Annotated in this window: 18 protein-coding genes; 6 read left to right on the top strand and 12 right to left on the bottom strand. The window is 67.5% G+C overall.

The genetic code is table 11. From position 1 onward, the window contains the following. Positions 1–33 precede the first annotated feature (33 nt). On the top strand, positions 34–780 hold the full coding sequence (locus EP7_RS02265) for a hypothetical protein (protein ID WP_463525949.1): 747 nt from the start codon (positions 34–36) through the stop codon (positions 778–780). 74 nt (positions 781–854) lie between these two features. Here EP7_RS02265 and EP7_RS02260 read toward each other — a convergent pair whose 3' ends face one another. Both EP7_RS02260 and EP7_RS02255 read right to left on the bottom strand, forming a co-directional pair. Next, entirely contained in the window at positions 855–1946 is a 1092-nt protein-coding gene (locus EP7_RS02260; protein WP_463525948.1) for a DUF1559 family PulG-like putative transporter, read from the bottom strand. Between the two features lie 116 nt (positions 1947–2062). After that, the gene (locus EP7_RS02255; RefSeq protein ID WP_463525947.1) at positions 2063–2272 is read right to left on the bottom strand and encodes a hypothetical protein; all 210 of its coding nucleotides are present in this window, start codon (positions 2270–2272) and stop codon (positions 2063–2065) included. 246 nt (positions 2273–2518) lie between these two features. Between EP7_RS02255 and EP7_RS02250 the strand changes: the two genes are divergently transcribed. Beyond that, a complete protein-coding gene (locus EP7_RS02250; RefSeq protein WP_463525946.1) occupies positions 2519–2665 on the top strand; it encodes a hypothetical protein in 147 nt (48 codons plus the stop codon). A 241-nt stretch (positions 2666–2906) separates the two neighbouring features. Here EP7_RS02250 and EP7_RS02245 read toward each other — a convergent pair whose 3' ends face one another. After that, positions 2907–4127: a hypothetical protein gene (locus tag EP7_RS02245; protein ID WP_463525945.1), complete on the bottom strand. Its 1221-nt coding sequence runs from the start codon at positions 4125–4127 to the stop codon at positions 2907–2909. A 458-nt stretch (positions 4128–4585) separates the two neighbouring features. Here EP7_RS02245 and EP7_RS02240 point away from each other — a divergent pair, with 458 nt between their 5' ends. Together EP7_RS02240 and EP7_RS02235 are read left to right on the top strand one after the other, a co-directional pair. Next, a complete protein-coding gene (locus EP7_RS02240; RefSeq protein WP_463525944.1) occupies positions 4586–4909 on the top strand; it encodes a hypothetical protein in 324 nt (107 codons plus the stop codon). Between the two features lie 195 nt (positions 4910–5104). Further along, positions 5105–5695 (top strand): hypothetical protein, encoded by a 591-nt coding sequence (locus EP7_RS02235; RefSeq protein WP_463525943.1) that lies wholly within the window; start codon positions 5105–5107, stop codon positions 5693–5695. 188 nt (positions 5696–5883) lie between these two features. Here EP7_RS02235 and EP7_RS02230 read toward each other — a convergent pair whose 3' ends face one another. Then, complete coding sequence (locus EP7_RS02230) at positions 5884–6351, bottom strand: hypothetical protein (protein WP_463525942.1); 468 nt, start codon at positions 6349–6351, stop codon at positions 5884–5886. A gap of 193 nt (positions 6352–6544) precedes the next feature. Beyond that, entirely contained in the window at positions 6545–7528 is a 984-nt protein-coding gene (locus EP7_RS02225; protein WP_463525941.1) for a DUF1559 family PulG-like putative transporter, read from the bottom strand. A gap of 311 nt (positions 7529–7839) precedes the next feature. Here EP7_RS02225 and EP7_RS02220 point away from each other — a divergent pair, with 311 nt between their 5' ends. After that, the gene (locus tag EP7_RS02220; protein WP_463525940.1) at positions 7840–8748 is read left to right on the top strand and encodes a PP2C family protein-serine/threonine phosphatase; all 909 of its coding nucleotides are present in this window, start codon (positions 7840–7842) and stop codon (positions 8746–8748) included. Positions 8749–8772: 24 nt separating this feature from the next. Here EP7_RS02220 and EP7_RS02215 read toward each other — a convergent pair whose 3' ends face one another. The 3 genes from EP7_RS02215 to EP7_RS02205 form a co-directional block, all read right to left on the bottom strand. Further along, positions 8773–9825, bottom strand: a complete 1053-nt coding sequence (locus EP7_RS02215) for a tetratricopeptide repeat protein (RefSeq protein ID WP_463525939.1) — start codon at positions 9823–9825, stop codon at positions 8773–8775. A 49-nt stretch (positions 9826–9874) separates the two neighbouring features. Further along, complete coding sequence (locus tag EP7_RS02210) at positions 9875–12670, bottom strand: tetratricopeptide repeat protein (RefSeq protein ID WP_463525938.1); 2796 nt, start codon at positions 12668–12670, stop codon at positions 9875–9877. 498 nt (positions 12671–13168) lie between these two features. Further along, positions 13169–13816 (bottom strand): hypothetical protein, encoded by a 648-nt coding sequence (locus EP7_RS02205; protein WP_463525937.1) that lies wholly within the window; start codon positions 13814–13816, stop codon positions 13169–13171. Between the two features lie 460 nt (positions 13817–14276). Here EP7_RS02205 and EP7_RS02200 point away from each other — a divergent pair, with 460 nt between their 5' ends. After that, positions 14277–15044, top strand: a complete 768-nt coding sequence (locus EP7_RS02200) for a DUF1559 family PulG-like putative transporter (protein WP_463525936.1) — start codon at positions 14277–14279, stop codon at positions 15042–15044. Here EP7_RS02200 and EP7_RS02195 read toward each other — a convergent pair. The 4 genes from EP7_RS02195 to EP7_RS02180 form a co-directional block, all read right to left on the bottom strand. Beyond that, positions 15031–15687 (bottom strand): DUF2306 domain-containing protein, encoded by a 657-nt coding sequence (locus tag EP7_RS02195; RefSeq protein WP_463525935.1) that lies wholly within the window; start codon positions 15685–15687, stop codon positions 15031–15033. The two genes, EP7_RS02200 and EP7_RS02195, sit on opposite strands and share 14 nt — an antisense overlap. Before the next feature lie 312 nt (positions 15688–15999). Beyond that, positions 16000–16800, bottom strand: a complete 801-nt coding sequence (locus EP7_RS02190; protein WP_463525934.1) for a HEAT repeat domain-containing protein — start codon at positions 16798–16800, stop codon at positions 16000–16002. Between the two features lie 101 nt (positions 16801–16901). Beyond that, entirely contained in the window at positions 16902–17945 is a 1044-nt protein-coding gene (locus tag EP7_RS02185) for a sialidase family protein (protein ID WP_463525933.1), read from the bottom strand. Positions 17946–18045: 100 nt separating this feature from the next. After that, the gene (locus tag EP7_RS02180; RefSeq protein WP_463525932.1) at positions 18046–19305 is read right to left on the bottom strand and encodes a TolB family protein; all 1260 of its coding nucleotides are present in this window, start codon (positions 19303–19305) and stop codon (positions 18046–18048) included. Positions 19306–19456: the final 151 nt, after the last annotated feature.

The following is a 19456-nucleotide window of genomic DNA, read 5'->3' as shown; positions in this document are numbered from 1 at the left end:
GTCACCTTTCCGAGACGTGAAGGGGATCGAGCCATGTTTTCAGGCGAGACATCGACGAACCTTGGAACCGACGCAACCCAGCCCGGCAGGCACGCGACCAGGAGGACCTGGGGGATCGCGCTCGCGGCCGGCCTGGTCGCGGGCGTCGCCGCCTGGCTGGCCGGCGAGGGGATCCTCCGCGCCTACAGTTCGGCCCTGAGGCCCGCCATGAAGCCGGTCCCGGAACTGCAAGACAGCCTGGACCTGCTGAAAGCGAGGGTGGACAGCGGGGCCGCGGCAGTCGCGGCGACGGGCGGGCTGATCGGGTTCGCGTTGGGCCTGGCCGGCGGCGTCGCGCGGCGTTCGGCGAAGTCGGCGTTCGGGACGGGGCTGCTCGGGCTGATCGTCGGGGGCCTCGGGGGGTGGGGGATGGCAAGGCTCGTCGTGCCCGGCGTCTATGCCAACCTGGACCCGCAATCGAGCGACCTGGTGGTGCCCCTGATGGCGCACATCGCGGTCTGGTCGGTCGCGGGGCTGGCGGGGGGGCTGGCGTACGGCCTCGGGGCGAGCGGCAAGGGGCTCTGGCCCAGGACGGTGGTCGGGGGGGTTGTCGGCGCGGCGCTGGCGACGGTGGCCTACGAGGTCGCGGGGGCGATCCTCCTGCCAACCCACCGGACTCACCTGCCGGTGGCCGGGTCGCCGGAGGCCCGGGCGCTGGCCCAGATCCTGGTCGGGCTGGGCACGGCGGCCGGGGTGATCGCGGCGGCGGACGAGGCGAAGAAGAAGCCGGCCCGGGCCTAGGCCGGCGGGCGAATCCGGCCGCGGGGGTCGACCCCCGCGCGGCCGGATCACGAGCATAACAGGATCAGTTCACATCAGTAGCTGTCCGAACTGACAATTTCGCCGCCGTCGCGGCTGCCCAGCGACCAGTACGTCTGCATGTTGATCGTGCTCTTGATGAACTTCACGCTGCCGTCGGCGAAGGCGTAATTCGCGCCGCCGGGGTGGTTGCTGTTGGCGTTGAGGAAGTTGGACGCCTCGGGGGAACAGCCGGCGCAGGTCCGGCCGCAGATGCGCCAGGGGTATTGCTGCGAGCTTGGCGGCACGACCGTGTTGAACAGGGTGTAGCCCCGCTCGCCCAAGGCCCAGAGCTGTCCGCCGTACTGCTTCAGGCCGCCCCGGTTGCAATTGCCGGTGGGGCAGGTGGACGTGACCGAGGTGCTGTTCCACCACGCGTTGCAATCGGCGAGCGCCTGCATCACCCCCGGGATGTTCATCCTTGGGTCGAGGAAGTCGCCCTTGCCGTCGTAGGGGCTCACCCCGGTCATCCCGTTGCCGGCGTAGTTATTCAGCTTGCCGAAGGTCCCCACCAGGGCCTCGCTGAACGCGATCGTGTTGGACGACCCGTCGGTGACCTGGGCGAGGGTCACCGAGGAGCTGCGCTTATTGCTGTCGTAGACCTGGAAGATGCCGTTGGTCATGCCGTCGGCCGGATAAGAGCGTGTCGAGGAACCGAGGCTGCCGACATAGCTATTGATATGCTCGATGCCCGCGTAAGCGTCGGTGGGGCAGAGGAACGGCCCGATCCGGGTCAGGTAGACCGTGGAGTTGACGGCGTCGGGGATGGGGCCGTCGAAGCAACAGGCCCAGCTGAAGTTCGCCGCGTTGTACAGCGGCGTCTGCTCCAGGTAGGGGAGCAGCATCGATTGCGGGCTCCAGACCGTCCAGCTCCCGAGGGTGGTCGGATAGTCGGCGGAGGTGACGATCCCCGGCGGGAAGGCGCCCACCGCTGTGTTGTAGTTGTGCAGCGCCAGCCCGAGCTGCTTCAGGTTGTTGGTGCACTGCATGCGCCGGGCCGCCTCGCGGGCGCTCTGCACCGCGGGCAACAAGAGCGCGATCAGGACCGCGATGATCGAGATGACCACCAGCAGTTCGATCAGCGTGAAACCTCGCCTCGTCTTCTGCATCGGAAACTCCCTTGATCCCTGGAAGTCGACGGTAGAAACGAACTCGGCGTGGGCGTCGTCGGCCATGCGACCGGCCGACGACGCGCGGGATGGCGTGGCGGGCTTACCGGATTCCCTCAGCGTTTCTTACTCGCCATCGCCTTCTTCGAGGCATTCGACTTGTACATCTCCCTCATGTCGTTGACCTGCGCCTTGGCCTTCTCACTGATCTTGAGTTGACTGCCGGTCGTCCTGGTGTCATCGCCGCAGCCCGTCAGGAGGGGCGGCAGGAAGACGGCCAGCGGGACCAGGAACAGCAGGGGGCGGACGAACCGTCGCTTGGTCATGATTGAGTCCCGCATGGTTGACCCCAGCGATTCCCGGGCCGCTCTGGCCCGAATCGGGGGGTCTCGCCCGGAGGTCCACGGAGTTTACGTCGCGTGAGGAACAATCCGACAACAAATTCTTCTTGCAATCCTCAAGAGGTCCTTGTGTTTTCGAGTCCGAATCCGAAACTCGTCTCGTCCATTCGCCGATCAGAATAGTCGAGAATTCGAGGAGAGGGAGACGTTGTCCAACCGGGACGATCCCGAATGTTCTACAACGCATCCTTTGCGGGCAGCAAACTGCCCGACATCGTTCTTGGCATCGCAAAGAACATGCATGGAACCACCCATCTTTATGTCGGGTCCGCGACCCTTCACGGGGGTTTGGTCGGCGCGGCGACGGTGTCGGGCTAGCAATTTCGGCGCCGTCTCGCCCGCAAGTTAAGCGTGCTCACGATGGCCGCGACGCTGCCGTCGACGAGCGCACGAGCGATTCGACCGGCCTAAAACCTCGCCGCGTCGCTCGCATCGGGAGTACTCATCCCGATCCAGGAGGAGGGCTCGAAACGCCCGACCACGCGGTAGGCGCGGGAGTGCCCCGTCTTGCTCCGGATTGTCAAAGAGCGGGCGCGTTTGGAGGCCTTGGGGCCGGGTTTCAGGCGACCAGGAGCCGCAAGGCGCCTGCGTCGACGCGGGACGGGGCGACCGAGGGGCGGGAGCGTCGACGGGCGGGCCGGGCGAGAGGCTTGCAGGGCCGACGCGCGGGCTTGCGGGACTCGATGCGGGCGGCCAGCGACCGCGCCAGCAGGCGGAGGCGGCCGGACAGGTGGCTTCGTTCGGCGAAGTGCCCCGGCCCGGCCCCGAGTTGGGTTCGTCCGGCGCGAGCGACCGGGTCGGGGCGGCCCGAGCCGTCAGGGCCGGGAGATTCGGGATCGGGGCGGGTCGCGGGGGGCTCGGTGCCCGGGTCGGGCGTCGGGTCGGGGAATTCCAGGGCGACCGGCCGGACGTAGGAGGGGTCGCGGGGCCGCTCGCGATAGTCGTGGGTCATCGTCGGCACGAACTCGCGCTTCTGGCGGCCCCGGTGCAGCTGGTCCAGCGCCCAGCGCTGGCGGCGCAGGCTGGCCGTCTCGTAGCGGCGCAGCAGCACAAGCGTCGGGTCGTCGGCCGCGACCAGGCCCATCGACGTCGCCTCGCGCAAGTCGTCGTCGATCGCGTCGAGCGCCTCCTCCTGCCGCGCGACCAGCCCATCGATCTCGGCCTCGACCAGTTCCCGGCGATGCTCGACGAGATCGACGCCCGCGTCCGCCTCGATCGGGCTGCCCTCGTCACGCAAGTCGGCGGCGATGCCCAGCAGGTCGAGCGCCAGGGTTTCCTGCGCCTCGGTCCAGGCCCCGTTGCGGTCGAGGGCCTTGCCCAGCATGGTCCAGCGGGCGATCAGCCAGTCGCAGCCGGCCGCGGAGGTGGCCAATCTTGGCGCGACATCCTCGGGGCAATCGGCCAGGGTCCGCCCCAGCTTCGCCGCCTCGGCACGCCGCTCGTCGGCCCAGCAAGCGTTGGCGCGTCGGGCCTTCACGTCGCGGGCGAGGCGTTCCTCGATCCTGCAGCGGTCGATGCGCACGCTCTCGATGGCGATGGTCTCGACCAGCCCCACCTCGAACGCATTCATCGGCCGCAGCGACGAGTTCCACTGCTCGGCCCGCTCGCGGGCGGCCTGCGCCTCGTGCTCGGGGACTACGATGCTGTCGCCGGCCAGGCCGTGGATCAGGCTATTGCGGCGCGACTGCGCCTTGCCCGCCTCGGTGCGGGGCCCTGTGCTGCGCATGGCGTTGCGTCGGTTGGCGTCGATGCGCCGCTGGCTGACTTCGAGCTTGCCCATGGTGCTGCGTCGCTTCCTTGGGGTGCAGATTCGGGAGTGCATCGTTCGCCGGCATCGGCGAGGAGGCCGGCCCTCGCGCGGTCGCGATCGGCGTGCCTCCTCGATCTTATCCCGAATACGGCAATCCCCAATACGCAATTCAGGAATTTTTCGGTTTTTTTTCTCGCCCGACCTCGAAGGCGTGCCCGGGGTGGGCTGGTGGGCCGAGGAATCGGAGGCCGGCCGACTCATGTTTGGACGCAACTGTTGTTGGCGATGATCGGCATCTCGACTGTGCGGGGGCCGCTCTCCGGGGGTACGGGCCCGGCGTCGGTGCCAATCCCCGTCCCCCCGTCGGGCTCGGAGGTCGCCAGGTTTCAGGCAGGGCACTCCCATCGCGTCGGTGATATCATCAGCATCTTGCCTGGCGGGCCGGCCCGCCGGGCTCGGTCTCGGCGGCCCGGGTCGAGGTAGTCGGGATGGATCCTTCTCTCCACTACAACGTCGCGAAATCCCTCTCCTTCGCGACCATGGTCCTCGGCGGGGGCTACTGCCAGTACCGGGGTTGGCTCTTTACCGAGTCGTCGACCAACGTCGGGACGTGCATCCTGCTCCTGCTCTCCTCCTTCGCGCTGTCGTCGCTGGCGAGCAAGGTCCATGCATGGTGCCCCGGATGCGGGGAACGGCGGACACGCCTCTTTCGCGAGACGATGGCCGATGGCTCGAGTGCCGTGAACTATCGATGCCAAGCATGCGGCCACGTTCATGAGACCGGCATCATCGAGTCCTCCGGGGGCGAGTAGCGGCGCGCCCTGGTCGGCGAACGGAACGGCTGCTCCTTCATGATACGATCTCGATCCTCTCGGGGATCAGAGGGCCATGATGTCGTCCGTCGCCGACCACGATCCCCCGGCATGCCGCCGGCGGATCCGACCGTGGCAGGCGAGGGGGGTATCGGCCGCGGAGCGTTAACGTCGAACGTCGATCGGCCCCATCTCATGAATCGAGCCTACAGGGTCGCCCTGTTCTGTGGGGCCCTTCCGCTCCTCGTCGGCGTGGCGATTTTCCTGCTCTGGATCGTCACGCGCTGGCCGTTACTCCTTGGGCCGTTGGGAATTCTCGCCCTGCTGGGGGGTGTGGCGATGTTCCCGGTTGTCGCGATCGCGCTCGCCCGCTCCTGCTGGCAGGACTTTTCCAACCCCGACGTTCCGAGACGGCGGCTCTGGCTCTCGACGCTCGGCGCCGGCGGCCTGCTTCTCTCGAACGTCCTCGTGGTCGGCGTCCTCTTCGTCGGGGTCATCGCCGTCCACACCGTTTATTCGGTAGTCATCAGCAACGCCTCAAGACATCGCCTCGATGAGGTCCATGTCTCGGGAGGCGGGTGCGAGATCGAGTTCGGCTCCATCTCGCCCGGGAATTCCGTCCGACGCACTTTCTGGATTCAGCACGACGGCACACTCATCCTTCGCGCCGCTCGCGGCGGTGCCGTCTCCGCGAAGACGATCAGCGGTTACGTCACCCACAACCAGGGCGGGCACACCCTGGTGACGGTCAACCCCGATGGCTCGTTCACCGTCGAGGGTGACTGACGGCATCGACGCTGGCGGCGCCGACTTTGGGGGATCGCGGTCGAGTCCGATGAGAGGCTCGGCCGGGAGAACAGGTCCGGGGATTCTGCCCCGACGTCTTCGCTTGAACGCATGCCCAATCAACGCCAGCCCCGCGAAGCGGGAGGCCGCGACGGTTTGGGCCGCATCGTCTGTCCGGGTCGGGCGGTTCACCCACCCCGCTGCCGGCTCCGTCGCCCCAGGACTTCGAACAGGAGGAGCATGAACGGGACCTGGATGAGCAAGATGCCGTAGACGCCGCGGAGCTCCGACCGTCTCATTTCCCGCCAACGGAGCGTTCCGCCTTGCCATTCCACGTCATGAAGCAGGCCCCACGACGGTTGCGAGTCGAACGCAGCGATCGAGAGGAGCGCGAGCCCCCCGCACACGAGGATCATGAGCTGGATCGAGCGGAAGAATCGAAACCGCCCGCGATTCCGCCAGATCCAGATTCCCGCCGCGTTGATGCCGAGGAAGGCCGACAGGAAGAGCAGGCCGAGCCAGGGGATTTGCCAGACATAAGTCGCGAACGCCGTCAGCATCCAGGCCGTGCCGCCGAGCTGGCCCCCGAACCATGCGCCGCCGATCCAGCGGATACCGTCGGGATCGATCACGGGTTGCTTTGAGGTCGGGGTCATGGCCGTGTCTTCCTCTCACCTTCGTCAGGTTCGATCGACCTGGCCCTATCTTATCGTGATCTGGCGATTCCATGAACGGAGGACCGCTCACGGTCCCGCCGATCCCGATCATCCCGACCGGGGCATCGATGGCCTCCAGGTTCCGGATGTTGACGGATGAATCTCGGTGAGGGCTGCGTGGGATCCTTACAGTTCAATCTTGGTCGGCGCCGAGGACTTCGCCCCCGGATCGGCTTCCCAGGGCCCGGAAGACGGCCGGGGTGATCGTCTGCTTGATGAGCCTGACCGAGCCGTCGCCCAGGAGGAAGTTGCAGGCCCCGGGATGCATGCTACGGAATCCGTCGGCACCGGCTCCGGGGTCGTTGGGCGTGCTGCCGGTGGGAATCTGGTTGGGGGCGATTCCTCCGATAAATTGAATCTCCGAGGAGGGTCCGGTACGGCCGAGGACCATGAACATGGCCGGGGCGCAGGCCTTGATCGGCCAGCCGGCCGTCGTGCAGAACCCGATCCCGGCATGCGGGACGCCGACCCATGTGGCATCGGCGACGTCGCGCGACCGCTCGCCGATCATCAGAGTCGAAGAGAGGCCGTCGGCGACGCCGGGGATCGTCACTCGGCTGTTGAGGTAGAAGACGCCATCGCCGGCACCGATCGGGCCGGGCTGCCCCCGGAACTTGCCGTAGCCGGACGAGGCGATGTACTGGGCGGGCGCCAGCTGTTCGATGCCGCCGACCGCAATCGGGAGGAACCCGGTGCGGAACGGGCCGCGTTCGACGGTGCTGGGGCAGAGGAAGGCGGAGAGCTGGGTGTCGATGACCGTCTTGTTGGGGTACACGTTCAGGAAGGGGAGATTCATGTTGAGGGCGTTGGCCAGCGTGCCTTGTTCCAGGCCGTCCAGCAGTCGAGTCCCCCAGGCCCAGCCGTTGGAGTAGCCGTCGGACTCGGGCCGGTCGAGCGAGAAACCGGGCGGGAAGGAGCCCTGCGCGTCGTGGTAGCCGTGCAAGGCCAGGCCGATCTGCTTCAGGTTGTTCTGGCAGTGCAGCCGTCGGGCTGCCTCGCGGGCGGACTGGACGGCGGGGAGGAGCAGGGCGACGAGGAGGCCGATGATCGTGATGACGACCAGCACCTCGATCAGGGTGAACCCGCCGCGTCTCCGGGCTCGGCGATCCGGTCGCATGGTGTGTGCCTCCCTGGCATTGGCGGAGGATCGAAGGTGAATGCGCCGATGGTATGATGTCTCGTGCCCGGGTCAAGCTCGACCCGTCTCCCGGCGACCCAGGTTACCTCACGGAGAGGCCCCAGCGAGCGGATTCGATCCCCTTGAGATTCGGGGCGTTCTCATCCGGAGATCGGCTGTCCGCGAGGGGCTCGACGCGGCCCGCGGGGGAATGGTCAAGGCGGGGTTGACGGCGGCCGCCGGGCCGTGGACGATCGTCGGAAGATCAATGAGGCCACGTCGGGCGGTGTGGACGAATAGGGGCCTGGATGATGTCTGTCGAGCCGATGCAGCAGGCGACCCTCCCGTCGACGGGCGGCGGCGACACGGCGATCACGGGCGTGAGCCCGCGGATGAGGGTGCGCGCCGAGACGCTGAGCCACGCGGGGCGGGTCCGATCCAACAATGAAGATCATTTCCTGGTCGCCACGCTGGCCAAGAGCCTGTACGTGCAGCAGACCAGCCTGTGCAAGACCGACCCCCTGCGGTTCTCGCGCGAGGAGGGCTACCTGATGGTGGTGGCCGACGGCATGGGCGGGGCCGTGGCCGGCGAGCGGGCCAGCGCGCTGGCGATCGAGAGCGTCGAGACGTTCGTGCTGGAATCGCTGAAGTGGTTCATGCACCAGCGCACCGGTGCGGAGGAGAACTCCCTGATCCGCGAGCTGCGCGAGGGCCTGAGCGGGGCCGACCGCGCGGTGACCGACGCGGCCGAGGCCGACCGCAACCTGGAGGGGATGGGGACCACGCTGACGATGGTCTACGCCGTGGGCGATGAGATGGCGATCCTGCACGCGGGCGACTCGCGGGCCTACCTGTTCCGCGCGGGCGCGCTGGAGCAATTGACTCGCGATCATACGGTGGTGCAGGAGATGGTCGAGGAGGGCCTGATCTCGGCCGAGGACGCGCGGACGCACCGCAAGCGGCACGTGATCACGAACGTGGTGGGCGGCCCGTCTCGGGGGGTCGAGGCCGAGGTGCGGACCCTGAAGCTGAGGGTGGGCGACCGGATCCTGCTCTGCTCCGACGGCCTGAACGAGCCCTTGCGCGACTTCGAGATCGCCGCGATCTTGCAGGCGGAACCGGAGATTGGCCCCGCCTGCAAGCGGCTGATCGACGCGGCGCTCGACGGCGGGGCACCCGACAACGTGACGGTCATCGTGGCGCGGGTCGACGCCGCCTGAGGACGTGCCGTCCCGGCGCGGGCGTCAGCGGCGGGCGGCGCCGGACAGGTAGGAGCTCTGCGGATATTCCTGCTTGAGGCGTTCGAGGACCTCGTCCGCGCGGTCGTCGCGCTTCAGGTCGCGCCAGAGGCGGGCGATCTGGGCGAGGGCGCGGGGGTGGTGCTCCTTGTCCTTGGAATAGAGGATATCGGTGCGCAAGTAGGCGAGGAGCGCGGCCTTGGGCTGGTTGGCGGCCAGCAGGCAGTCTCCCAGGGTGTTGTAGGCCAGCGCCTGGGCGGGAGCGTCCTCGGGCGCGCTGGCCTTGATGACCTCGCGGAGGAGCGCCTCGGCCTCGGGGTATTTCTTGAGCGAGGCGAGCCCTTCGGCCTTGGCGAGCTGGGCCCCCCGGCGCTTGGCCGAGCCTTCGGGCGCGGCGGCGATGATGGCGTCGAACTCCTTGATCGCCTGCTCGGCGTCCCCCTTGCGGGCGAGGACTCGGCCTTTGAGGATGGCGGCGCGGTCGGCCCCGCCGGGGAGCGCGGCGAGCTTCTTGACGGTCTGCTCGGCCGGGTCGTTGTCCCCCTTCTGGAGCTGCAAGCGGGCCAGCAGTTCCAGCGCCGGGGCGAGGTGGCGCGAGGTGGAGCCGACGCGTGCGAAGGTCTCCAGCAGGGCGGTGGCCTCGGCGGCCTTGGTCGGGTCGGCCAGGGCGAGCTCGGCGAGGACGCGGGCCTGGTTGAACTGGCAGGCGAGCACGACGAAGGGCTTGCCGCCGGCCTCGGCGATGGCCTTCTTGTAGAGCTCGGCGGCCTCGGCCAGCGCCCCGGCGGCCTCGCGGCTCTCGGCCAGGGCGATGCCGGCAGGCTGGCCGCCGTAGACGATCGACTGGATCTGGTCGACGGGGACCGTTTGCGTGTTGGCGCCCAGGCCGATCTTGACCTCGGCGGGGGTCTCCGACTGGACCTGGCCGCGGACGCGGCCGCCGGGGCCTTTGACGGCCGAGCCGGGGATGAGGACGATCTGGTCGGCCGCCTGCCCGAGGGCGGTGCCGGCGAGCCCCAGGGTCATCAGGACGGTCCAGGCGCAGCGGCGGGGAGTCATCGGCGGCTGTCTCCGTGTCGGCGGTGTCGTGCGAAGAGTCAAGAAACGCTCAGTTGCCGATCTGGCGGAGGAGTTCGTCGTAGCGCGTCTTCATCTCGGGGGAGCCGAGCGTGGGGGAGGTGCGCATGATGGCCTTGAGGGTCTGGACGGCCTTGGCCTTGTCGTCCTTCTTCCAGAGGACGAAGGCGACGTGGTACCAGACGTCGAAGTACTCGGCCGGCTTGGGGGTGGCCGACCGGAGCTGGGCGCCCAGGATCTGCCAGGCGGTGAGGGCCTTGTCCCACGACCCCTTGCCGGCGAGGGCGCGGTCTTCCAGCAGGCGGGCCTGCTCGATCCGGGGCTCCAGGGCGCGCGGGTTCTGCTTGATGAGCGCGGCGACGCCGGCGGCCGCGCCGTCGAAGTCCTTCTGGCCGCGGAGGGCCTCGGACTGCCTGAGCTTGGTGCGCAGGAGGAGCTTTTCGAAGCCGGGCCTGGCCTTGAAGGCGGGGTCGGCCTCGTAGGTCTTGAGGATCCGGTCGAAGATGGCGGACGCCTCCTTGGGCCGGTCGATGGAGAGCATCGCGTCGCCGGCCCACTGGAGGGAGTCGTAGCTCTGGCCGGCCTTGCTGGCGAGCAGGGCGTCGAGCATGCGCTGGTAGGCGTCGCGGGTCCGCTTCAGGCCCATCGCGTCGTTCTTGCGCTCTTGCGCCAGCATCTCTTTCTGGAGGAGCTGGCCGAGCCTGAAGTAGAACTGGGTGATGCTGGCGCCGCCGGCGGAGGCCGACTCCAGCGGCTTGAGCAGGACGAGAGCCCGTTCGAGCTGCCCCAGCGCGATGTAGGCCCGCATCGTCAGAGCCAGCACCTTGGCGCGCGAGGCGTCGGCCTCGGCGGGCTTGTCGTCGGCGGCGGGGGTGGCGAGGGCCGCGGCCAGCGGCTGGAGCAGCTCGACGGCCTCCTTGGCGCGGTCGGTGCCCAGGTAGACGTCGCCCAGCACGCAGGCGGTCTCCAGGAACCCGGCATCGGTGACGGGCACGCCGGCGGTCTTCCTGGCGGCCAGCGAGGCGAGCAGGGCGTCGACGGCCTTCTTCGACTCCGCGTCGACGTCGGGGTTGGCCGCGGTGGAAGTGGGGTCGCCCTTGGCCCTGATCGTGAGGGCCTGCTTCCAGTGGGCGTCGCCGGCGGAGGACTGGGCCTCGGGCCAGCGGCTCGAATCCTTGCGGACCGACTCGAACGCGGCGGCGGCGTCGGGATACTTGCCGCGGCTGAGGTGGACCTCGCCCAGGGCCATCCGGCCGTTGTCCCCCTGGTCGACGTCGGGCCAGGTCTCGGCGGTGTAGGCGGCGAACTCGACGAGCCGGTCGAGGTCGGAGGCGCGGTCGACCTGGTTGTAGGTGTTGTAGGCGGCTCGCAGCGCGGCCATGCCGATCTCGGTGGCCTTGGCCGAGAGGTCGAACTTGGGGTAGCGCCTGGCGAGGTGGTCGGCCAGCAGGAACGACTCGTAGTAATGCTTGGATTGGTACGCGGCGAAGGCGAGCAGGTAGCGGGCGCGGTTGGCCAGGTCGGGCTGCTTGGCGGGGTCGGCCTTGCGGATGGCGGCACGCAATAAGGTCGAGGCGCGGTCGTAATCCTGCGACGCCAGCGCCTCCTCGGCCGCGCCCATGGCGGCCTCGTACGACAGCCCGGCGACGGCCGCGGGGGTCAGGTTGGGCTGGGTCCGGTACTTCTTCAGCAGCTCGACGGCCTCGGCCTTGTGCGGCGAGGCGTACCGCACGACCTCCGTGAGCGCCTCGACCACGAGCTTGGTGGCGGCCTCGCGGTCCGACTCCTTGAGGTCGGGCAGCTGCGCCGCGATGCTCCGCGCCTTGGCGAGCTGGACGCCGATCCCCTCGGGGCTCCGGCGCTCGGTGGGGTAGGCCTGGAGCCAGCGGACGGCCTCGTCGGCGGCCAGCGCGTGCTCGTTGCGCTTGGCCATGACCAGGATCCTGAAGTAGCCGACCTGGCGCTGCAGCGGCTTAAGCAGCGGGTCGTCGTGCTGCATCAGCTCGTTGTAGACGCCCATGGCCTCGCCCAGGTCGCCACGCTCCTCGTAGCACTTGCCCTGCCACATCCTCGCATAGAGCCCGGCCAGCTCGGTGCGGTGGTCCTTGTAAATCGCCTCGAAGGCGACGCGGCTTTTCTCCATCAGGTCGTCGCGCCGCTTGTCCTTGGGCGGGTAGGTCTGGGCCTCTTCATAGTCGACCAGGGCCCGCTGCAACTGCCCCTGGATCATCGCGTTCAGGGCCAGGTCGCGGGCCTTGATGCGGGCGTCGCCGGCGGGCAGGAACTTGGGGAACGTCGCGTAAGCGGCCCCCAGAATCTTGTTCGCCGCGTCATACGTCGCCCGTGCCTGGACGAACGACCCCCGCGCCTCGGCGAGCTTCGCCTCCTTGGCGGCCGGGGTCCCCGAGTCCTCGCCCAGCAGCACCGAGAGGTGACCGCGCTCGACCAGCAGTCGGGCGAGCTGGACCAGCGCCTCCGACGCCTTCGGGTGGTTGGGCTCGGCCTTGGTGAAGGCATCCAGCCGCCCGCGAGCCTGATCGAGCAGCTTGCTCCGCTGCTCAAGATCGGCGGCCGACGACGCCTCATCCAGCAGGGTCCGCCCCAGCTCATAGTCGAGCACCGACTTGATCTCGGGCGGCAAATCGGCCTGCCCCCGCAATCGCTCGACGGCCTCGACGGCTAAATCGTGGTACCTGCGGTCCCGCAACCCCTGGATGAACTCCAGCGCCGTCCTGGGGTCGTCCGCCGAGGGCTCCTGGGCCCCGACCACCCCCGCCCCGAGCGACGCAACCAGGGCCAGGGCCGGCCAATACGCACGACGAACCATGGGGCAACCCCCGACCGCGGGCACCCGGCGCCCGAAGTGAGTGCCGGACTGTTTACTCTACGGCGCACGACGGCAGCGTCAACGGGCCGGTCATCGTGCGACCGGGAGTCAGGGCACCCAGAGAATCACCCGCGTGGGCGGGAGATCGGAGAAGCGACCTCCCCTCGGCGGAACATTTCGACGATCCCCGCGAGCGGCCCGATCGCCGAGTTGTCGGGTCTCCCCGCGACAGCCATCAGACGCCCGCTCGGCCGTCACGACTTGTAACCCTGCCGAAGTCCAACGCGAGACGCCCCAGGAACATTTGCCCAATGGGGCGCCGATGCAGCCTGACGACAGTACGAAAGCGTCCTTCGATCGGGACTTCGCACTGTCTCGTTCCTGGATCGGAACCCGGGGTCCCGGTCGCCGAGGAAGAGAAAACAACGAACCGGGACAGGGACCCAAGCCCAGAGGCGTCTTGCCTTCTCGAGGCCCGCCTTTCGCGGCTCGCCCGCGTCAGCGCGAGACGTTGAGATGATAGACGTAGTGGAACTCTCCGAAGAATGGGCTCGAGACGTTCTGGATGAGGGTATGTCTGCCGCGCGACAAGGGGCTATAGACGGTGCCAATCCCCTCGACGAAGAGGGCCTCGACGGCATTCACCGGGTTGCCGGCCTCGTTATTGAACCGGAACTGCGGCTCGGCATAGACGATCGGTCGCTTGAAATAGGTCGGGCCGAAGTGCCAGCGGTGAAGGTCGGCTCCCGTGCCCTTGAGCAGCACTCGACCGTCGAGGATGACCTGGATGTCAGCGGTCTCGAAGAGTTTGAGGTCCACGATCAACTGGGGCGTATCGTCGGGAACTGCGGGATCGTCGAAGCGCTCACCGTAGATGAAGAACGGGGCCGTCACGAAGCCGGTGCCGGGCGGCAGGTTGACGTCGAACTCGTAGTTGCCCGGGGTGACCACGGATGGGAGGAAGCGGACCCGCTTCAGCGTCTCGGGGACGTTGGTCGTCTCCGCGAAGTTGAGTTCGATGGTTCGTCGTGACCAGAGGACGTTCCATTCCTCGAAAGACAGACCACGGAACGAGGCCCGAGGTGGGAGAAGCGAACCGCAGTCGTCGCCTGCGATGACGAGAGACATCCCCGAAATGAGAATCATGGACGAAAGCATGGTTCTGCGACCGATCATCCTTCGCTCCTTTTCGGAAAATGACTAACGGCGGTCTGGGCTGAAGACTCGTCGTGACGGGCGCGACGCGGCGCGATGCCGGGAGCGTGCCCCATCTCCGACGTTTGAACGAGTCCAGAAGGAGCTCCGCCCGTGCGTCCTCGCAACGCCGGGCGTCTTCTCAGCTCAGTAGACTGGACCTGGATACGAATTTGCGAGATTCACAATTATTGCGACCATCGATATAGTCAATGTAAAAATTTGATTAGATTTCAAATCCATAAATGTTAAATATGGTTATTGTGCTTGCACGTAAAATTTCGGGAGCTTTGGGTCTTCGTCCCGGGAATGGCCGTTTTGGAGACGCTTTGAATCTGCGCAACGACGCGTAGAATGGGATCGGGCGATGACGTCAATCAGGCCGGGGCACGGCGAATCAGGAACCACGTCCATGCTCGCCAGCTTCGAGAAGGATCCGGAGTTCAACGACAACACCCCGAAGCCGGGCTCCGGGCGAAGATTCACGCTCGGTAAGCTCCTTCTGACCGGGGCCATCATCGCGATCCTGATCGCGCTGCTATTACCGGCCAACCGGAGTGCAGGGCCAGCCGTGCGTCGGGCCCAGTGCACGAACAACCTGAAGCAGATCGCGTTGGCCCTGTATTACTATGAACAGGAATATAAGGCCTTGCCGCCCGCGTACACCATGGACGCAAACGGAAGGCCGCTGCACAGTTGGCGCACGCTGATCCTGCCCTATTTGGAGCTGAAGCCGCTCTACGAAAAAATCGACCTCTCGAAACCGTGGAACGACCCGGTGAACGCCTCCGCGTCCGCGACCGAGCTGGCGGTTTTCACCTGCCCCGGGGCTTCACACGCGAAGAGTACGACGACCTATCTGGCGGTCGTCGGTCCCGACGGATTCCTCGTCCCCGGGCGCCCTCGCCGACTTGACGAGATCACCGACAGCCCCTCGTCGACGCTCGCGGTGATCGAGGCCGGTGAGGAAGACGCCATCCCCTGGATGGCTCCCTTCGACAACGGCGCGGCCACCGTGATGAGGCTCGATCCGAAGGCGAAACTTCACCACGCGGGGGGCACGAACGTGTCCCTCGTCGACGGCAGCGTGAGGTTCATGAAGGCTAACACGCCAGCCCCGGTGCGACGGGCACTCCTGTCGATCTCAGGGAACGACAACGACGCGATCAAGGAGTGGTGAGGCCATGAGGGACGGCGAACGCCCTTTCGCGCAGCTCGAACGCCGCGAGGGGCCCGAGCCAGCACAGCCAGGTCGCCAGCGGGTCGACCCACGGAGCGGTCATCCCCGCGACCGTCGCCAGCCCTCCGATCAGCCTGAGCATGACGGCCGAGCATAAGAGGAGATAACATCGCCACATCCAGCGGCGATGATCCGCGAGCCGTCGTGCCACCGCCGACCTCAGGCCGAGCAAGGCGCAGGTCGCGGTGGCGATCGCCAATGCCGCCAGCCCGACCGCCGCGGTCGGACCAGCGGCGGCATGGTAGGCCATCCAGAGTCCGCTGGGCGTCACCAGCAGCACGACGCACGCGACCTGGAGCCGTCCGAGACGGCGATGCCACGTCGGGAAACGGGCCCGAGACATATCACCGACCAGGATCAAGCCCAGGATCAGCGAGACGGGACCGGACAGGATGTGCATATAGAACGCCCAGCGGTAAGCCCCCCGGAAGTGGGCTTGCCGGCCACGTAGGAAGTCGGAAGCAAAGTCAGGCGGGAAGTAGTTGCCATAATTGGAGATGATGCTTGCAGTCACCTTGAGGATCAAGATGCCTGCCAGGAAGGCCAGGAGACGCCCAGTGAATATTGACCGGTGTGAATGCATCTCAGGCGTAACATCCTAGCCCTCGCAGAAACCGCACGAGCACCGCCACAGGGATGGGTCGTTGGCTTGTATCACTTAAAATCCTCCTCCAGAGCCCCTTCTCCCGCAACCCGGTGCGGCTGGATTGCACCCGTGAGACGGCGAATTGAAACGGGCTCCGGTCGCAGCGGCTCTTGGGTTTCGAGAGTGACCGTACGGTTTCCTGTTGAGGCAGCCGGAAGTTAACGGCTCGATCGCGGGCTCAAATGGCAAGGGATTGGGTGGCCTGATTTCAATTCAAGGCGTGAGCGAACGAGAATTCGAACGCGAGGTTCATTTTTCGGGGAATAGGTGTTCCAGGCCCTTCTTCGTCTCCTCCTCAAGCTCCAACCCCCTGAGACGCTCGAGGTCGCCATCCCCGAGAAAGACCGCGATTTTGCCCACGGCCGTGACGGCCGCGGATCGGACTTCGGCGATCTCATCGGTGAGCATCTCAAAAATCCGGTCCCGCAACGCCGTCGTCCAGGGCCGCATCCCGGCCAGCGAGACGGTCGCGGCGGCCCGGATGCGGGGCTCCTTCGCGTCGAACTGTTGCAGCAGCAGCGGCAGGATGGTGGACGACACGCTCTCGAATCGCCCCAAGGCGAGGATGACCTGGGCCCGGACGTTCGGGTCAGGATCGTCGAGGATCGGCAGCAGGCCGGCCACCGAGAGCGGGCGGTCGAGCGGGTGGTCGGGAAGCTTCGCCAGGGCCGACTCCACGGGTCGGGAAAGGGCGTCGAACGGAGCCCTGCCGTCGGTCGCCGCCTGCTTCATGGCTGCTCGGATGGCCGCGATGCACGCCTCTCGCCGCTTGCGGGGGCCGGTGTCATCCTCGTAGCCGATCAGGCTCATGGCAGGGGCGACGATGACGCACCAGCCCAGGAACCCTACGATCATCCCTAACCTCGCGGACTCGAACGCGTCCTTGAGGGTCATCCGGAACTTCACCGTGATCGCCAGGCCGCAGACGGCCCCCAGGGCCACGCAGACGATCGCTACGCTCATGATCCCGTAGGCGTATGCGACGACCTCGATGAGCCACAGGGATAGGGCGATCGGCATCGCGCGGCCCAGGAGGACGAGGAATCGCATCGCGTGCCTCCTTCGGACGTTCTCGACCGCTTACCCGGGTATCCACGGGGTTGAGTCGGAACTCCTGCCAGGCCGTCGCACTCGGCTGGACCTTGGATGTCTCACGGCGAGGTGGTCACAAGCTTCGCCGGGTCGACGACGACGTGGCGGATCTTCTTGCGGTGCCAGGTGTAGGTGATGTGCACCAAGCCGTCGGAGGTCTGGATGACGGCGGGGTAGGAATATTCGCCGGGCTTGTCTTCGAGGATGAGGGCGGTTTTCCAGGCCTGGCCGTCGGCGGAGAGGGCGACGTTCAGGGGGGTCCGGCCCTTGGTGGTCGGGTTGTAGAGGAGGAGGTGGCGGCCGTCGGCGAGGGTGACGGCGTCGATGCCGGAGTCGGGGTTGGGCAGGGAGGTGGGCATCAGCTTGGACCAGGTCTTGCCTCCGTCGGGCGACCAGCATTCGACGATCTTCGATTGCTGGCTGCGGGAGAGGGCCTGGATGTGGCCGTTGGGGTGGACGAGGAGGGTCGGCTGGATGGCCTCCCAGGGCTTGTCGTCCTCGACGGGGCCGACGGTCTGCCAGGTCTTGCCCAGGTCGTTGGTGCGCTCGAAGTGGACTCGCCAGCCTTTGTCCTCGAAGCTGGTGGGGGAGAGGATCGTGCCGTCCTTGAGCGTGATGGGCTTGTTCTTGACCGGGCCGAGGATGCCGTCGGGCAGGCGGACCGGGGCCGACCAGGTCTTGCCGTCGTCGGTCGATGAGATCAGCATGCCCCACCAGTTGGCGGGGGTGGGCCCGGCCTTGTAGAAGAGCCAGAGGGGTCCGCCCTTGGGCTGGTAGAGGACGGGGTTCCAGCACGGGAGGCGCTTGCCCCCTTCGTCCCATTTCGCCACCTCGACCGGCGGGGTCCAGCCCTGCCCGTCGTCGCGGGAGGTCCAGATGCCGACGTCGGGACGCCCTTCATCGGTCCCGCCGAACCAGGCGGCGAGCAGGCCCGATTTCGTCTCGGCGATCGTGGAGGCGTGCGCGGAGGGGAAGGGGGCCTTGTCGTAGATGAACTTGCTGGAGATGAGGCCGGGCTGCGGGGCGGGGTCGTCGGCGCCCATCAGGCCGGCCACCATCAGGCCCGCCGCGAGCAATGCCATCGGGACGCGTGCTGGGGTCATGGTCGAGGGGCTCCGGGCGGCGAGAAGGGCGTGACGAGGTCCGGGGACGGGGCGGATTCTAACCCAACGTCGGTGGCATTGCAGAGATCAGGGCGGTACGTCAGAGCCAGCGGGGGTGGTCGGCCCCCTGGTTGTCGTGGCCCTGGGTGATGCGGCGGGGGTTCTGGCCGTCGGCGTCCATGACCCAGATGGCGGGGGCCTCGCCGGTTTTTGCCCGACAGAAGGCGATGAAGCGGCCGTCGCGGGACGCGGAGGCTCGGAAGTCCCAGGTGGGGGGGTCGGAATGGGTCAGGGGGCTGACCTGGCCGTTGTCGGGGTTCAGACGGCAGATCTCGGTGCCTCCCCGGGCGAGGTCGGGCTTGTAGTCTCGGTTGAAATGGTCGGTGTCGGGGCGCTGGGGCTGGTACTCCCAGGCGACCTTGGAGCCGGGGAGTCGGCGTGGGAAGAGGATCTGGCCGTCGGGGGTCCAGGCGGGGACGTTGGAGCCTCCTCCTCGCGTCTTCGGGTCGCCGTAGGTGGCCGCGAACCACATGGATTGGCCGGAGGTGAGGACCTTGTGCTCGGCGCCGTCGGGGCGGCCGACGCAGACGTCGGCCCAGTCGTGGCCGGGGTCTTCGCCGGCGTGGCAGTCGACGTAGAGGATCCGGCGGCCGTCGGGGGACCAGGAGGTACCGAAGTAGAGGTGGCCGGGCTGGGCGGCGACGCGGACCCTGTTCTTGCCTTCGAGGTCGCTGGTCCAGACCTGGTAGCCTTCCGGGCCCGCCAGGTGGAAGGCGACTCGCGTGCCGTCGGGGCTGAGGCTGAGGCCGTAGGGAAGGCCCTCGCCGGCGGCGGTGAACTCGCGCGGGTCGGAGCCGTCGAGGCGGACGCTGAAGACCTGGCCGACCTTGTCGCGGACGACCTGGATGAGCAGGCGGTCGTCGTTGAGCAGGAGGGCGGGGGTGATGAACGGGGCGAGCCGGTCCTTGGTGCAGATCTCTTCGAGCGAGCCCGATTCGAGGTCGTGGATCCAGAGATGGGTCGGGGTCTGGGTGTAGTACTCCTCGAACGACTTGCCGGGGCCGTCCCGGCGCGGTTCCATGCTGAGGAACATGGCGCGGCGGCCGTCGGGAAAGAGTGGGCTCGCCTGCCAGGTCGCCTGGCCGGGCTTGTCGAACTCGAAGGTGCGCAGGCCGCTGCCGTCGGCGTTGACGAGCGACGTCTTGCCCTTCGAGGTGAAGAAGAACCGGGACGGCCGCGCGGCCTGGGCGCCGACTGCCGCGGCCCCGTGGAAGGCGGCGAGGATCGTCGAGAGGCCCGCGGCGGCGAGGAACTCGCGGCGGCCGGGGAGGGGCGCACCGGTCGGCTGTTCGTGTTCCATGGCCCTGGACGTCTCCGGCGGATGCAAGGGAAAGTGCGCGACCTGCTCGCTCGCCGGCGAGGCCATGCCCGCCAGACCGAGAGATCCGGCGCGTACTGGTCTTGTGGCTCACATCTCGGTGAGTTCGATGAATCGAGGTCCATGGGACTTG

It is taken from the genome of Isosphaeraceae bacterium EP7, assembly GCA_038400315.1.
Lineage (GTDB): Bacteria > Planctomycetota > Planctomycetia > Isosphaerales > Isosphaeraceae > EP7.
This window is presented reverse-complemented; position numbering and strand designations above follow the sequence as displayed.

Bases quoted from the DNA above. Each gene is read 5' to 3' on its own strand.
- EP7_RS02265 (WP_463525949.1), top strand. From the start codon at position 34: ATGTTTTCAGGCGAGACATCGACGAACCTTGGAACCGACGCAACCCAG.
- EP7_RS02260 (WP_463525948.1), bottom strand. From the start codon at position 1,946: ATGCAGAAGACGAGGCGAGGTTTCACGCTGATCGAACTGCTGGTGGTC.
- EP7_RS02255 (WP_463525947.1), bottom strand. From the start codon at position 2,272: ATGACCAAGCGACGGTTCGTCCGCCCCCTGCTGTTCCTGGTCCCGCTG.
- EP7_RS02250 (WP_463525946.1), top strand. From the start codon at position 2,519: ATGTTCTACAACGCATCCTTTGCGGGCAGCAAACTGCCCGACATCGTT.
- EP7_RS02245 (WP_463525945.1), bottom strand. From the start codon at position 4,127: ATGGGCAAGCTCGAAGTCAGCCAGCGGCGCATCGACGCCAACCGACGC.
- EP7_RS02240 (WP_463525944.1), top strand. From the start codon at position 4,586: ATGGATCCTTCTCTCCACTACAACGTCGCGAAATCCCTCTCCTTCGCG.
- EP7_RS02235 (WP_463525943.1), top strand. From the start codon at position 5,105: ATGAATCGAGCCTACAGGGTCGCCCTGTTCTGTGGGGCCCTTCCGCTC.
- EP7_RS02230 (WP_463525942.1), bottom strand. From the start codon at position 6,351: ATGACCCCGACCTCAAAGCAACCCGTGATCGATCCCGACGGTATCCGC.
- EP7_RS02225 (WP_463525941.1), bottom strand. From the start codon at position 7,528: ATGCGACCGGATCGCCGAGCCCGGAGACGCGGCGGGTTCACCCTGATC.
- EP7_RS02220 (WP_463525940.1), top strand. From the start codon at position 7,840: ATGTCTGTCGAGCCGATGCAGCAGGCGACCCTCCCGTCGACGGGCGGC.
- EP7_RS02215 (WP_463525939.1), bottom strand. From the start codon at position 9,825: ATGACTCCCCGCCGCTGCGCCTGGACCGTCCTGATGACCCTGGGGCTC.
- EP7_RS02210 (WP_463525938.1), bottom strand. From the start codon at position 12,670: ATGGTTCGTCGTGCGTATTGGCCGGCCCTGGCCCTGGTTGCGTCGCTC.
- EP7_RS02205 (WP_463525937.1), bottom strand. From the start codon at position 13,816: ATGATTCTCATTTCGGGGATGTCTCTCGTCATCGCAGGCGACGACTGC.
- EP7_RS02200 (WP_463525936.1), top strand. From the start codon at position 14,277: ATGCTCGCCAGCTTCGAGAAGGATCCGGAGTTCAACGACAACACCCCG.
- EP7_RS02195 (WP_463525935.1), bottom strand. From the start codon at position 15,687: ATGCATTCACACCGGTCAATATTCACTGGGCGTCTCCTGGCCTTCCTG.
- EP7_RS02190 (WP_463525934.1), bottom strand. From the start codon at position 16,800: ATGCGATTCCTCGTCCTCCTGGGCCGCGCGATGCCGATCGCCCTATCC.
- EP7_RS02185 (WP_463525933.1), bottom strand. From the start codon at position 17,945: ATGACCCCAGCACGCGTCCCGATGGCATTGCTCGCGGCGGGCCTGATG.
- EP7_RS02180 (WP_463525932.1), bottom strand. From the start codon at position 19,305: ATGGAACACGAACAGCCGACCGGTGCGCCCCTCCCCGGCCGCCGCGAG.